Origin of the sequence: Streptomyces sp. 8K308 (assembly GCF_004348315.1) — a bacterium.
Taxonomy (GTDB): Bacteria; Actinomycetota; Actinomycetes; order Streptomycetales; family Streptomycetaceae; genus Streptomyces.
Genome location: NZ_SMKC01000061.1, coordinates 14,614 through 28,058 on the forward strand (window position 1 = coordinate 14,614; position 13,445 = coordinate 28,058).

A 13,445-nucleotide genomic window follows, 5' to 3' on the forward strand; every position below is an offset into this window, starting at 1 on the left:
GCTTCTGAGTATGCGTACCACCTCGGACAACGCGGTCCAGCCGATCCCTCTTACCGGCACAGGCGGTATCGACCGCGGTGCCGGGCACCGCCTCGACGAGGCGTGGCTGGGGGCGGCCTGGAGCCATCCCACCACCCGGGTGTTCGTGGTCTCCGGCGGTCAGGCGCTGATCGAGGACACGGACGACGGGCGGACCGAGCTGGTCACGATGCCGTCCTTCGACGCCCCGCTGACCGAGGCCCACCGGTACTTCCTCGGCACCGACGAGGCCGGCGTGCGGTACTTCGCCCTCCAGAAGGACGCGCTGCCGGGCCGGATGGACGAGGCGGCGCGGCCGGCGGGGCTGCGCGAGGCGGCCGCGCTGCTCTCCGACCGGGACAACGCGCTGCTGGTGCACGCCGTGGCCCTGGAGAACTGGCAGCGACTGCACCGCTTCTGCTCGCGCTGCGGCGAGCGCACCGTGATCGCGGCGGCCGGCCACATCAGGCGCTGCCCGGCCTGCGGCGCCGAGCACTACCCGCGCACCGACCCGGCCGTGATCATGCTGGTGCTCGACGAGGAGGACCGGGCGCTGCTCGGGCGTCAGATGCACTGGCCCAAGGGCCGCTTCTCGACCCTGGCCGGCTTCGTGGAGCCGGGCGAGTCCATCGAGGAGGCGGTGATACGCGAGGTCCACGAGGAGGTCGGCGTCGCGATCGGCGAGGTGTCGTACGTCGCCAGCCAGCCGTGGCCGTTCCCGTCCAGCCTGATGCTGGGCTTCGTCGCGCGCGCCACCTCCTTCGAGCTGCGGGCGGACGGCGAGGAGATCGAGGAGGCCCGCTGGTTCTCGCGGGACGACCTGCGGGCCGCGATGGAGTCCGGCGAGGTGCTGCCGCCGGCCGGCATCTCCATCGCGGCCCGGCTGATCGAGTCCTGGTACGGCAAGCCGCTGGCGTAGCGGTCACGCCCGCGGCCCGCGGGGGCCTCAGTCCGCGACGGGGGCGCCGACCAGCGCCTCCTTCACCCGCGCCAGGGACGGGTTGGTCATGGTGACCTCGGCGCCGCCCGAGGAGGGCAGGACGACGACGGTGGGCACCGTGCGGTTGCCGTTGTTGGCCTTCTCGACCAGGGCCACCGCGCTCGGGTCCTGCTCGATGTCGATCTCGGTGAAGGCGATCCCCTCGCGCTCCAGCTGGCTCTTGAGCCGGCGGCAGTAGCCGCACCACGCCGTGCTGTACATCGTCACGGTGCCCTGCATCGTGCTGCTCCTTCGTCGTCCCGGTCCCGGGTCCTGCTCTGGCACCAGCACAACACACGACCCGGTACGACGAATTCCACGGGCTGTGGATAACCCGCCCCACGGGCCTCCCGGGACCTGGCAGCATGGCGGGGTGACATCAGCACCGCACGCCTCGCCACTCCCATCGGAACCCCACCCATCGAGCCCCGGCACCGCCGACGCCGTGCTCGACGGGCTCGACCCGGAGCAGCGCGCGGTGGCCACCACCCTCCACGGGCCGGTGTGCGTGCTGGCCGGCGCCGGCACGGGCAAGACACGGGCGATCACGCACCGCATCGCCTACGGGGTGCTGGCCGGCGTGTACCAGCCGGCCACGGTGCTCGCCGTCACCTTCACGCAGCGGGCCGCGGGCGAGATGCGCGGCCGGCTGCGCCAGCTCGGCGCGGGCGGCGTCCAGGCACGCACCTTCCACTCGGCGGCGCTGCGGCAGCTCCAGTACTTCTGGCCCAAGGCGGTGGGCGGCGAGGCGCCGCGGGTGGAGGAGCGCAAGATCCAGCTGGTCGCCGAGGCGGCCGCGCGGAACCGGGCGCGCCTGGAGCGGGCCGAGCTCCGGGAGGTCACGGGGGAGATCGAGTGGGCCAAGATGACCCAGACGATCCCCGAGGAGTACCCGGCGGTGCTCGCCAAGGCCGGCCGCGAGGTGTCGGCCGACCCGGCCCAGGTCAGCCGGATCTACGCCACGTACGAGCAGCTCAAGCGGGACCGCGGGGTGATCGACTTCGAGGACGTGCTGCTGCTGACGGTCGGCATCCTCAGCGACCGGCACGACATCGCGGAGACGGTGCGCCGCCAGTACCAGCACTTCGTGGTCGACGAGTACCAGGACGTCAGCCCGCTCCAGCAGCGGCTGCTCCAGCTGTGGCTCGGCGAGCGGGACAGCCTGTGCGTCGTGGGGGACGCCAGCCAGACCATCTACTCGTTCACCGGCGCCACCCCCGAGCACCTGCTCAACTTCCGGCTCCGCCACCCGGAGGCCACCGTGGTCAAGCTGGTGCGGGACTACCGCTCCACACCGCAGGTGGTCCACCTGGCCAACGGGCTGCTGGCCCAGGCCAGGGGGCGGGCCGCGGAGAACCGTCTGGAGCTGGTCTCGCAGCGCCCGGCGGGGCCCGAGCCGGTCTTCGTCGAACATCAGGACGAGCCGACCGAGGCCGAGGCCACCGCCAGGCGGATCCGCCAGCTGCTGGCGCCGGTCGAGGAGGGCGGCGGCGGGGTGCCGGCCAGCGAGATCGCCGTCCTCTTCCGGATCAACGCCCAGTCCGAGATCTACGAGCAGGCGTTGGCCGACGCCGGGGTGCCCTACCAGGTCAAGGGCGCCGAGCGGTTCTTCGAGCGGCCCGAGATCCGGCAGGCCGGCCTGGCGCTGCGCGGCGCGGCGCGCGCCGGGGGGAACGACCGGGTGCTCACCGAGGCGGCGGACGACGGCCTCGGCGGGCAGGTGGGCGCCGTGCTGGCCACCGTCGGGTGGACGCCCACGCCGCCCTCCGGATCCGGCGCGGTCCGGCAGCGGTGGGACTCGCTGAGCTCGCTGGTGCGGCTCGCCGAGGCGTTCGAGCGGTCGAGGCCCGGGGCCACGCTGCGGGACTTCGTGACCGAGCTCGACGAGCGGGCCGCCGCCCAGCACGCGCCGACCGTGGAGGGCGTCACGCTGGCCTCGCTGCACACCGCCAAGGGCCTGGAATGGGACGCGGTGTTCCTGGTCGGCCTGACCGACGGCATGCTGCCGATCACCCACGCCAAGACGCCCGAGCAGGTCGAGGAGGAGCGGCGCCTGCTGTACGTGGGCGTCACCAGGGCGCGGCGCGACCTGACGCTGTCCTGGGCGCTGTCGCGCTCGCCGGGCGGCCGGGCCTCGCGCCGGCCGAGCCGCTTCCTCGACGGGCTGCGGCCCGGCTCGTCCGCCGCTAGGGGGGCGGGCGCCGGCGGTGGCGGGAGCGTGGAGCGCGGCTCGGGCGCGCGCGGGCGGAGGCAGCGCGGGCCCGTCATGTGCCGGGAGTGCGGGCGGACCCTGACCGAGGCGGCCGAAATCAAGCTGCGGCGCTGCGCGGACTGCCCCTCCAGCATGGACGAGGAGCTGTTCGAGCGGCTGCGGGAGTGGCGGCTCGAGCGGGCCAGGGAGTTGGGCCGCCCGCCGTACACGGTGTTCACCGACGTCACGCTGATGGCGATCGCGGAGAGCGTGCCCGGGTCCGAGCATGAGCTGGGCCGGATCTCCGGCGTAGGCCCGCACAAGCTGCGGCAGTTCGGCCCCGACGTGCTGGCCATGTGTGCTGGGCAGCCCCTGCCGGAGACCGTTACCGATCCTTCTCCTGAATCCCCCGAAAAATAGTTTGCGCGCGCCGGAGAGGTGCGCATAGCGTGCTGCACACGGCGGCGGAGGAGTCTGCGGAGCAGGCTTCCCATACTCCCCGCGGCCATGCTGTACTGAGCTGTACCGAAGTGCCCGTTGTGAGCAGCCGAGACTGCCCATCGAGACGCCTGAAGGAGGCGAGCCCCGTGGCCATCATCACCACCAAACTGACCGACCGCGTGTTCGCCGGCCTTCTGCTGTCTGATGACGCCGTCAGGTTCTCGGTCACCCGTGTGTCCGTCGCCGTGGCCGCGCGTCCGGCAGTTGCCGCGATTCGTGAGGCCGCAGTCAGCGAGCGACCGATCCAGGCGCCCGCTGCCGCAGTGGTCAAGGCCTCCGTGGGGGCCTATGCCACCGCGAATGTGGCCGGCGCCGGAAACCAGCTCTTTGGACAGCAGAAGACCCAGCTTCACACGATGTGGGCCCTCCGCGGGCTCGATCCCTGGAGTGATCCAGCCTGATCGGCGAGATCAGGTCGGCACCTTCCAGGGCCGCGGAACCCACACCGGGATCCGCGGCCCTTCTGTTTTGCCCAGCCAGTTCCGGCCACGAGCCGGAGACCGCCTACGACGACACGAGGAATGACCGTGCCACTCGCGCCGTACGCCGCCCGACCTGACCTCAACTCGCCACCCGATCCGGAGACTTCTGTGACCCCGCTGTACACGCTGAACGAGCTCGACGAGGCCATCGAGCGGCTCGACGACAGCGTCCCCTGTCGCTCCTACGACCCCGAGGTGTTCTTCGCGGAGAGCCCGGAGGACGTCGAGTACGCCAAGTCGCTGTGCGGGACCTGCCCGCTGCGCGAGGCCTGCCTGGCCGGCGCCAAGGACCGCCGTGAGCCCTGGGGGGTGTGGGGTGGCGAACTGTTCGTCCAGGGCGTCGTGGTGCCCCGCAAGCGACCTCGCGGTCGCCCGCGCAAGAACCCGGTCACGGCATGAGCGTCCCAGGCACCATCGACCGGCCGGCAGCGCACGGCCCCCGACGAGATCCCCACATGACCAGCACGACAGAAGAACTGGCCGCGGCCCGCTCGCCACGCCAGAAGCTGAACAGGACCAGGAAGTTGCATCTCATCCCAGAAGCGCTGGCTCGCTCCCATATGGCGGAACGAGCCCGCGAAGCCGAATCCCAACGCGCCGCCGGCCAGCTTGCCCTGGCCAACCGGCTGCAGCGCCGCTCGGCCCGCCTTCAGCGGCGTGCCGAACGCGCCTCGCACCGCGCCCGCCGGGCCCTGGCCCAGGCGGTGATGCAGTAACGCCGCGCTGGCTGAGCCGGCGGCCCGCCGCGGCCCGTCGTCGGCCGGTCGCCTGAGCGACCGGCCGACGACGGCGCCGCTCAGCCGCCGAGCACCGTGTAAGCAGAACCGACCGACCCGGCCGGTCCAAGCCCACTCGGCTCGGGCCGGCCGGTCTCTATTCCGACGACTGCTTCTCCACCGGCCGCTCCTCCGGCGGCTCGAAGCCCGGCAGGCCGGCGGCCAGTTCGTCCCGCATCCGCACCGTGGCGCCGAGCTGGCACAGCACGCCTATGGTGCTCAGCGTCACCCGGTGGATCAGCAGGTAGGAGGGCGGCAGGTTCAGCCGGCGCCCCAACTGGTGCGCCGCCGACCGGGGATCGGCGATCCGGGCCGCCTGCTCCCGCAGCCACTTCCGGCTGAAGGCGAACTCGGCGACCCGCGCCGGCTCGATGATGGGCAGCAGGTAGTCGAGCACCGCCTGCGGATCGAGCTCGATCGACGGCTTCACGAAGCCCTCGGCCACCAGCCGCGCGTACACCTCCCCCGCCTGCCCGTCGAGCGACATCCGCAGCGCCTCGCCGATCACCGGCGGCAGCCCGCCGGGCAGCCGGTTCACCGTGCCGAAGTCCATGACGCCGAGCCGCCACGCGGACACCGGCTCCCCGGCCGGGCCCGGCACCAGCCGGAAGTTGCCCGGGTGCGCGTCGGCGTGCAGCAGGCCCGTGCGCGCCGTGCCGGAGAACAGGAAGCGCGCCAGCAACTGGCCCGCCCGGTCCCGCTCCTCCGGCGTGCCCTCGGCGATCACTCGCGACAGCGGTATCCCGGAGAGCCACTCGGTGACCAGCACCTGCTCCCGCTGGCACACCACCCCGGGGACCAACACCCCCGGATCATCAAGGAACTCCTCCGCGTAGACCCGCTGGGCCTCCGCCTCGAGGCCGTAGTCCAGCTCCTCGGCGACCCGCTCCCGCAACTCCTCGATCAGCGGCTTGAGATCCATGCCGGGGATCAGCGGCCCGAACAGCCGGGCGAGGCGACCCAGCTGCGTCAGGTCCGAGAGCAGCGCCTCGCCCGCCCCCGGATACTGGATCTTCACGGCCACCTCGCGGCCGTCGTGCCAGACGGCCCGGTGCACCTGGCCGATCGAGGCGGCCGCGGCCGGCCGCTCGTCGAACTCCAGGAACAGCTCCCGCCAGTCCTCGCCGAGCCGCTCGGCGAGGGCCGCCCGCACCGAGGCGGTCGGCATCGGCGGGGCCGCTTCCTGGAGCTTGGTCAGCGCGGCCCGATAGGGGCCGGCCATCGACTCGGGCAGCGCCGACTCGAAGACCGAAAGCGCCTGCCCGAGCTTCATCGCGCCGCCCTTGAGCTCGCCGAGCACGCTGAACAGCTGCTCGGCCGTGCGCTGTTGCAACTCGCTGCCCACCAGCTCGGCGGACCGGCCACCGATCCGCTTTCCCAGACTCCAGGTCGCCCGGCCGGCGAAGCTCAGCGGCAGGGTGGCGAGCTTCGCGGTCCTGGTCACCGCCTTACGGGGTAGGTCAGACATGGCGTCCCCTCCAACTCCCATACGCGATCCCCCAACCAGGCGGTCATCGCTGTCCTACCCGCCATTGTGGCCCCTGGTCACGGCGCGCGGGCCGGCTGTGCGGCGCGGCAGGGACACTCCGCGTGCGGCTCGACGGGATGGTCGGCCACCGAGGGGCCCGGCAGCACCAACTCGGTGCGGGTGGCCGGGCCCCCGGGCGCCGTGCCATCCAGGAAGCCGAGGGCGACGCAGGCCGCGAGACCGGCCACCGCCGTGGCCAGCGCGCCGTCGCAGGCGGGCACGCCGGCCGAGCGCCCGTTCCGCCACTGGCCGACCAGCAGCGGCCAGCCGGGCTCCACGCGGGCCCGGCAGCGCAGCAGGCAGCCGGCGCAGCCCGTGACGCCCGGCAGCACAAGCGGGCCCACGAAGCCCGTCGCCTCCACCACCCCCGCGTACAGGTGGGGCGTGCCGGCCGAGACCAGCTCCTCGGCCTGCGCCGGATCGGGCGCGTAGGCCGCGAGACCGTCGCGGGGCGCGAAGATCACCAGCCGGGCGCCCGCCGGCCCGTCCCCGCCGGCCCTCGCCGCGCCGCCGCGGCCCCGGCGCCAGGGCACCACCGCGCGCAGCAGCTCGCGGGCCGCCACCGACCTCCGCTGCCCCACGTGCTCCGCGCGCGGCCCGCCCGCCGCGAGATCCACCGGCTCCACCCGGCCGCCGTCCACCACCTCAACGCGCCCCACGCCTGCCTGGGCCAGCGCCATGGCGACCGCCATCCCCACCCGGCCGGCGCCCCGCACCTGGACCCACGCCCGCCGCCGGTCGAGCAGCCGCCGCAGGCCACCGCCGGGCTCCGGATCGAGCAGCGAGAGCGAAGCCAGATCCGGCCGCAGCGCCTCCGTGACCTGGGCCGCCGCCTCCCGCTGCGCCGTGGCGTCGTCCAGCACGCCGGCGGCGGCCAGCTGCCCGGCCAGCCGGTCGGCCGCCGCCCGGCCGAGACCGAGCGAGGCGGCGGCCTCGCGCAGCGTGGGCAGCCCACGCGTGCCGTCCAGCAGGGTCAGGAACATCTCGGTCGCCGTGTCCAGCGGGCCGAAGAGCACCGAGTGCGAGGGGGTCACTCCGTACCGGACGGTGTGCCGGTCGCGCCAGCTGCGGCGGAGGGCGGGCTTGATCATGGGATGCATGGCGACATGATGCGGCGGGACATCGGGTGTGAGTGTGATGTTTTCCACAGGAAGCGGAGATAGTCCTATAAGCAGGGCGCGGCTGTGGATGGTTGGGCCTCCCTCCCCTCTCACCAGGCTCGACAGGCGGGACATATCCGTCTCGCACCGGGTAACGTCGAAGTGTGCCCGGCGAACCGCTGAACACCGCCGGCCCGTCGCAGCGCGTTCCCTCGGCGGGCCGCATGGCGCTGGACACCCACCGGCACGCCCGCGAGCACTCGCACGACCAGGTCGAGGTCCGCCGCAGCTCACGCCGCCGGCGGACGGTCTCCGCCTACCGCGAGGGCGACCGCACCATCGTGCTCATCCCCGCCCGCATGACCGTGGACGAGGAGCGGCGCTGGGTCTCCGTGATGCTGGACAAGCTCGCGGCCCAGGAAGACCGCCGCATCATCGACGACGACGATCTCGCCCGCCGCGCGACGGAGCTCTCCGAGCGCTACCTCCAGGGCCGCGCCCGGCCGGACAGCGTCCGGTGGGTCACCAACCAGAACTCGCGCTGGGGCTCGTGCACCCCCGCCCTCGGCAGCATCCGGCTCTCGCACCGCCTCCAGGGCATGCCCGAGTACGTCATCGACTACGTCCTGCTCCACGAACTGGCCCACCTGCTGGTGCCCGGCCATGGCGCCGACTTCTGGCGGCTCCTCGACCGCTACCCCCGCACCGAGCGCGCCCGCGGCTTCCTCGAGGGCGTGGTCGCGGCCGAGCGCCTGCCGTACATCCCCTGGCTGCGGTCCTGACGTCCTGAACCGTTCGTCGGTGGCAGCGGTTAGTCTGGCCCCGCCGAAGGTTCGTATCGGATGGGGGGACGGTCGTTCGCATGGTTTTGCACTTCAAGCGTGGCCAGAAGGCCAGGCTCAGTGACCTGACGCTCGGCACCGACCTGTACGTGGGCGTGCAGATCTCCGGGCCGGGGCTGGCCTTCGACATCAGCTGCTTCGGCCTCGACGCGGACGAGCGGCTCTCGGACGACCGCTACTTCATCTTCTACAACCAGCCGAAGTCTCCCGAGGAGTCGCTCCAACTGCTGGGCGCGCAGGCGGGGGACACCGAGTCGTTCCGGGTCACGCTCGACCGGGTCCCGGCCTCGGTCCACCGGCTCACCTTCACGGCGACGATCGACGGCGACGGCACGATGGCGCAGGCCGCGCCCGGCTGCCTCCGCATCGTGGCGGGCGGCGAGGAGGTCGCCAGGTACGCGTTCGACGGCTCGGAGTTCAGCAGCGAGCGGGCCGTGATGCTGGGGGACTTCTACCGCAAGGACGGCTGGCGCTTCGCCGCCGTCGGCCAGGGCTTCGACGGCGGCCTGGCGGCCCTGCTGACCCACTTCGGCGGCGAGGTCGAGGAGGACGCGCCGGCGCCAGCGCCGGCGCAGCCGGCGGCCGCGCCACCGGCCTTCGCCGTCCCGACCGGCCCGGCGGGCACCGCTCCGTCGGGTGCCTCCGGCGGCTCGGCGGCGGTTCCGTTCGGTGGTTCGCCGGGTGCGGCGGCGCCGGGCGGCGGTCAGGCCGCGCCGCCTTTCGGCGGTCCGCCTGGTGGGCAGGGGGGCGCGCCGCAGGCGGCGCCGTTCGGTGTTCCGGGCCAGCCGGCGCCGCCGCCCGGCGGTGGCTACGCCGTGCCGCCGGGTGCCTCCGGCGGTCAGACCGCGTTGCCGCAGATGCCCGGCCAGCCGGCGTCGCCTGGGGGCGTGCCACCGGTCGCGTCACCGCAGGCGCCGGTGGGAGCGGCTCCCGCTGCCTTCGCCCCGCCCGGCGGTGGCTACGCCGCGCCGTCGCCCGGCCCGGCAGGGCCCGGGCAGGGCGTGGCGTCCCTGAGCGGAGTGCTGGAGCGGTACCGCGGTGTGGAGGATCCGCGGCGGTGGAGCCAGCCGAATCCGGAGCTGGTGCGGGTCGACCTCGCGCAGGGCGGCGGGCAGCCGGTGCTCGCCCGGCAGGGGAGCATGGTCCTGTACCACGGCGACGTCGACTTCGGTTACAAGGGCTCGGGTTTCAAGGGCCGGATGACCCGGCTGGCCACCGGCGAGGGCATGCCGTCGATGATGCGCTGCACCGGCAACGGGCAGGTGTTCCTGGCCGAGGAGGCCGTCCGGCTGCACCCCGTCGAGTTGCAGGGCGACGCCATCGTCGTCGCCTCGCAGCACGTGCTGGCCTTCGACGAGTCCCTGGAGCCCGAGGTGCGGCGGATCGACGGCCACGGCATTCCCGGCGGATCGCTGTTCGCGCTGCAGTTCCAGGGCCACGGCACGGTCGTCATCACCACGAGGGGCGAGCCGTTGGTGCTCCCGGTCACGCCCATGACCTTCGCCGACGCCAACGCGATCGTCGCCTGGTCGGCGGCCGCCCAGGTGCTGGTGGCCAACCAGGTCCGGCTGCGGAGGCAGGCATATCCGGGCCACTCGGGGGAGACCACCCAGCTCCAGTTCCGCGGTGCCCCCGGGAACTTCGCCATCGTCCAGCCCTACGAGATCTGACGGAGCCCGTGATGGACCAGCGCATGATCGCGGGATACGCCCCGGCCGCGCCCGCCGCCCGGATGGACAACCACGGCCCGGCCATCGCCAGGGTCGCGATGCGGCAGGGCGAGGACCTGTTCGCCAGGGCCGGCTCGATGATCGCCTACGAGGGCTTCATCCAGTACGAGTCCAACCCGGCGGCCCTCGGCCAGGCCATCGCGGGCCGACTGGCCGGCGAGAGCGTGCCGCTGATGAAGTGCTTCGGCGACGGCCTGCTCTACCTCGCCGACTACGGCGCCAACGTCGTCTGCCTCCCCCTCCGACACGACAACCTGTCCGTCAACGCCAGCAACGTCCTGGCCTTCGACGCCCACCTCGAGTGGGGCGTTCAGCGGGTCAGGGGGATCGCCAAGTTCGCCGGTCAGGGCCTGTTCAACCTCGGTATATCGGGGACGGGCTGGGTGGCCGTCACCAGCCGCGGCACCCCGGTGGTCGTCGACTGCGGCCGGAACGGCGAGACCCTCGTCGACCCCGACGCCCTGGTCGCCTGGTCCACGGGCCTGCAGGTCACCGGCAAGCGCAGCTTCAAGGCCAGCTCGCTGCTCGGCCGCGGCAGCGGTGAGGCCTACCAACTGGCCTTCTCCGGACAGGGCTTCGTCGTCGTGCAGCCCAGCGAGGACAGCACCGACCGGCTCGGCCGACAGAACTGACGCGGGGGACAAGCCAGATGCAGAGCCCGATCTTCAACCACACCGTCAACCAGACCGAGGAGCACTTCGCCGCCCAGGGCGCCCACATGCTCCGGGTCAACCTGTCCCGCGGCATGGACGTGCTCGCCAGGACCGGCAGCATGGTCGCCTTCGAGGGCATGGTGGAGTTCGACGCGGAGCACCAGTCCGCGCGCCAGCAGCGCAGCCAGTGGGCCACCGGCGAGGTGCTGCCGCTGATGCGCTGCTTCGGCCAGGGCGCCGTCTACCTCGCCAACCTGGCCCAGTACGTGCACGTGCTCGACATCGACCACGAGGGGCTGACCGTCGACAGCTCCTACGTGCTTGCGCTCGACGCCCACCTGCACTGGGACGTCGTCGCCGTCGAGAGCCAGTACGGCATACCGGGCGCCGGCGCCTACAACCTGGTCATCGCGGGCCAGGGCAAGGTCGCCATCACCACCTCCGGCTTCCCGCTGGTGATGCGCGTCTCCCCGGAGCGCTACGTCAGCGCCGACGCGGACGCCGTGGTGGCCTGGTCCTCGTCGCTGCGAGTGCAGGCGCAAGCCCAGACCAGCAACCGCTCGCTCTGGAGCCGTCGGGGCAACACGGGCGAGGGCTGGGAGCTCAGCTTCATGGGCGACGGCCACGTGGTCGTCCAGCCGAGCGAGCTGATGCCGCCGCTGAACACCTCGTTCGGCGAGCAGCTCGGCGGCCAGTTCCGCCAGGACGGCACGCCGGGGATGCACCAGGGCGGCGCCTGGGGCCCCCGCTGAGCCACGGCCACGAGGGCCGGCCCGGTCAGAGCAGCGCGCGGGCCCGCGCCAGGAGCCGGACGACCGAGGCGTCGGCCACCCCCGTCACCTCGTCGTAGCGGAACCAGCGCAGGTCGAGGGACTCGTCGCTCATCGTCGGCCGGGCCCCGGCGGGCGCCACCGCCGCGTACTGCACGTCCAGGTGGACGGCGCACGGCGTGCGGTGCCGGTCCAGGCCGGCGGGCCGGGGCAGCAGCCGCAGCTCCTCGATGCCGGACTCCTCCGTGGCCTCGCGCAGCGCGGCCCCGGCCAGCGTGGCGTCCGACGGCTCGCAGTGCCCGCCCGTCTGCAGCCAGGCGCCGACCTTGGGGTGCAGGGTGAGCAGCACCCGCTCCTCGGCCGGGTCGATCACCAGCGCGCTCGCCGTGATGTGGCCGGCCGCGCAGGACCGCCACACGCCGTCCGGGTGGGTGGCGAGATGCCGGCCGTACGCACCCCGCAGCTCCTCCTGCGCTCCGTCGGGCGCCGACCACTCGCGCAGCACCCGGCTGACGTCCTCGTGGAGGCTCACTCGCCGCGGCCGCCCTCGTCCTCGTCGCCCTTCTCCAGCCGCGGGCCGCCCTGGCCGCCCTCTTGGCCGCTGTCCTCGTCGCCAGCCGCGTCGCCGAGCATCCGGTCGAGCTCCGAGAAGTCCAACTGCTCCCGGTGCACGAAACCGTCCGGGTCGTCCAGGTCGTCGGCCGTGGGCAGCATGTCCGGGTGCGCCCACAGCGCGTCCCGCCCCTGGGGGCCGCGCGCGTCCGTGAGCGAGGCCCACAGCCGCGCCGCGTCCCGCAGCCGGCGCGGCCGCAGCTCGAGGCCGATCAACGTGGCGAACGTCTGTTCCGCGGGCCCGCCGGAGGCCCGGCGCCGCCGCAGCGTCTCCCGCAGCGCACCGGCCGACGGCAGATGCGGCTCGGCGGCGGCGAACACCACCGCGTCCACCCAGCCCTCCACCAGCGCCAGCGCCGTCTCCAGCCGGGCCAGGGCCGCCTTCTGCTGCGGCGTGTCCTCCGGCTGGAACAGGCCCTGCTGCAGCTTCTCCTGCATCTCCTCGGGCCGCGTCGGGTCGAGCTGCCCGACCAGGTCCTCCAGCTTTCCGGTGTCGACCTGGATGCCCCGCGCGTATCCGTCGACCGCGCCGAACAGGTGCGACCGCAGCCACGGCACGTGCGCGAAGAGCCGCTGGTGCGCGGCCTCCCGCAGCGCCAGGTAGAGCCTGACCTCGCCCTCCGGCACGCCGAGCCCGGCGCCGAGGGCCGCCACGTTCTGCGGGAGCAGCGCGGCCTTGCCGGCCGGGCCGAGCGGCAGCCCGATGTCCGTGGAGCCGACCACCTCGCCGGCGAGCACGCCAACCGCCTGCCCGATCTGGGTGCCGAACATGGCCCCGCCCATCGAGCGCATCATGCCGAGCAGCGGCCCGGCCATCCCCTGCATCTCCTGGGGCAGCACGTCGCCCATGGCGGCGCCGACCCGCTCGGCGACCGGGTCCACCAGCTCCCGCCACACCGGAAGCGTCGCCTCGACCCACTCGGCCCGGCTCCAGGCCACCGCCGTGCCGGACCCCGAGGGCAGCGAGGTGACCCCGTCGAGCCACAGATCGGCCAGCCGCACGGCCTCCTCGACCTGGGACCGCTCCGGCGAGGACACGCTCTGGTCCCGCGAGCCGTCCTGCGCGCCCTGCGCCACCGTCTGCCGGGCCACCGAGCGCGCCAGCTCCCAGTTCACCGGGCCGCCCTCGTACGACAGCATCTGGCCGAGCTGCTGGAACGCGGCGCCCAGGTCCTGGGGGTTCAGCTGGCCACCGGCGCCCATCGAGCCGAACAGCGCGGCCAGCGGGTTGTCCGTGGGCCCCTGCCCACGGCCGCCCTGCCC

14 protein-coding genes are annotated in these 13,445 nt (G+C 73.6%); 9 read left to right on the top strand and 5 right to left on the bottom strand.

Going from position 1 to position 13,445, the window contains the following annotated elements; translation table 11 throughout:
• Nucleotides 1–10: 10 nt before the first annotated feature.
• Entirely contained in the window at nucleotides 11–937 is a 927-nt protein-coding gene (nudC, locus tag E1265_RS12110; protein WP_132930294.1) for an NAD(+) diphosphatase, read from the top strand.
• A gap of 27 nt (nucleotides 938–964) precedes the next feature.
• Here nudC and E1265_RS12115 read toward each other — a convergent pair whose 3' ends face one another.
• Nucleotides 965–1,237, bottom strand: coding sequence for a glutaredoxin domain-containing protein (locus E1265_RS12115; protein ID WP_132930295.1), 273 nt, complete (start codon nucleotides 1,235–1,237; stop codon nucleotides 965–967).
• Between the two features lie 85 nt (nucleotides 1,238–1,322).
• Between E1265_RS12115 and E1265_RS12120 the strand changes: the two genes are divergently transcribed.
• The 4 genes from E1265_RS12120 (at nucleotide 1,323) to E1265_RS12135 (ending at nucleotide 4,887) form a co-directional block, all read left to right on the top strand.
• On the top strand, nucleotides 1,323–3,608 hold the full coding sequence (locus E1265_RS12120) for an ATP-dependent DNA helicase UvrD2 (RefSeq protein WP_132930296.1): 2,286 nt from the start codon (nucleotides 1,323–1,325) through the stop codon (nucleotides 3,606–3,608).
• Nucleotides 3,609–3,775: 167 nt separating this feature from the next.
• On the top strand, nucleotides 3,776–4,090 hold the full coding sequence (locus E1265_RS12125) for a hypothetical protein (RefSeq protein ID WP_243740714.1): 315 nt from the start codon (nucleotides 3,776–3,778) through the stop codon (nucleotides 4,088–4,090).
• A gap of 120 nt (nucleotides 4,091–4,210) precedes the next feature.
• Nucleotides 4,211–4,570, top strand: a complete 360-nt coding sequence (locus tag E1265_RS12130; RefSeq protein WP_132930297.1) for a WhiB family transcriptional regulator — start codon at nucleotides 4,211–4,213, stop codon at nucleotides 4,568–4,570.
• Nucleotides 4,567–4,887: a hypothetical protein gene (locus E1265_RS12135; protein ID WP_132930298.1), complete on the top strand. Its 321-nt coding sequence runs from the start codon at nucleotides 4,567–4,569 to the stop codon at nucleotides 4,885–4,887. The genes E1265_RS12130 and E1265_RS12135 overlap by 4 nt, the downstream gene beginning before the upstream one ends.
• Before the next feature lie 157 nt (nucleotides 4,888–5,044).
• Here the strand turns inward: E1265_RS12135 and E1265_RS12140 are convergent, their stop codons facing one another.
• Both E1265_RS12140 and E1265_RS12145 read right to left on the bottom strand, forming a co-directional pair.
• Nucleotides 5,045–6,415 carry an AarF/ABC1/UbiB kinase family protein gene (locus E1265_RS12140; protein ID WP_132930299.1) on the bottom strand — a complete coding sequence of 457 codons (1,371 nt, stop codon included), beginning with the start codon at nucleotides 6,413–6,415 and terminating at the stop codon, nucleotides 5,045–5,047.
• Between the two features lie 77 nt (nucleotides 6,416–6,492).
• A complete protein-coding gene (locus E1265_RS12145) occupies nucleotides 6,493–7,575 on the bottom strand; it encodes a ThiF family adenylyltransferase (protein ID WP_132930300.1) in 1,083 nt (360 codons plus the stop codon).
• A gap of 224 nt (nucleotides 7,576–7,799) precedes the next feature.
• On the opposite strand from E1265_RS12145, the gene E1265_RS12150 reads away from it, so the two are divergent.
• The 4 genes from E1265_RS12150 (at nucleotide 7,800) to E1265_RS12165 (ending at nucleotide 11,552) form a co-directional block, all read left to right on the top strand.
• On the top strand, nucleotides 7,800–8,357 hold the full coding sequence (locus E1265_RS12150) for a M48 family metallopeptidase (protein ID WP_132930309.1): 558 nt from the start codon (nucleotides 7,800–7,802) through the stop codon (nucleotides 8,355–8,357).
• Nucleotides 8,358–8,437: 80 nt separating this feature from the next.
• Complete coding sequence (locus E1265_RS12155; protein ID WP_132930301.1) at nucleotides 8,438–10,087, top strand: TerD family protein; 1,650 nt, start codon at nucleotides 8,438–8,440, stop codon at nucleotides 10,085–10,087.
• Nucleotides 10,088–10,098: 11 nt separating this feature from the next.
• Nucleotides 10,099–10,779, top strand: coding sequence for an AIM24 family protein (locus tag E1265_RS12160; protein WP_132930302.1), 681 nt, complete (start codon nucleotides 10,099–10,101; stop codon nucleotides 10,777–10,779).
• A gap of 17 nt (nucleotides 10,780–10,796) precedes the next feature.
• On the top strand, nucleotides 10,797–11,552 hold the full coding sequence (locus E1265_RS12165; protein WP_132930303.1) for an AIM24 family protein: 756 nt from the start codon (nucleotides 10,797–10,799) through the stop codon (nucleotides 11,550–11,552).
• A gap of 25 nt (nucleotides 11,553–11,577) precedes the next feature.
• Here E1265_RS12165 and E1265_RS12170 read toward each other — a convergent pair whose 3' ends face one another.
• A complete protein-coding gene (locus E1265_RS12170) occupies nucleotides 11,578–12,102 on the bottom strand; it encodes an NUDIX domain-containing protein (RefSeq protein ID WP_132930304.1) in 525 nt (174 codons plus the stop codon).
• The coding region (locus E1265_RS12175) for a zinc-dependent metalloprotease (protein ID WP_132930305.1) at nucleotides 12,099–13,445 on the bottom strand (1,347 nt) is incomplete at its 5' end. The genes E1265_RS12170 and E1265_RS12175, both read right to left, overlap by 4 nt.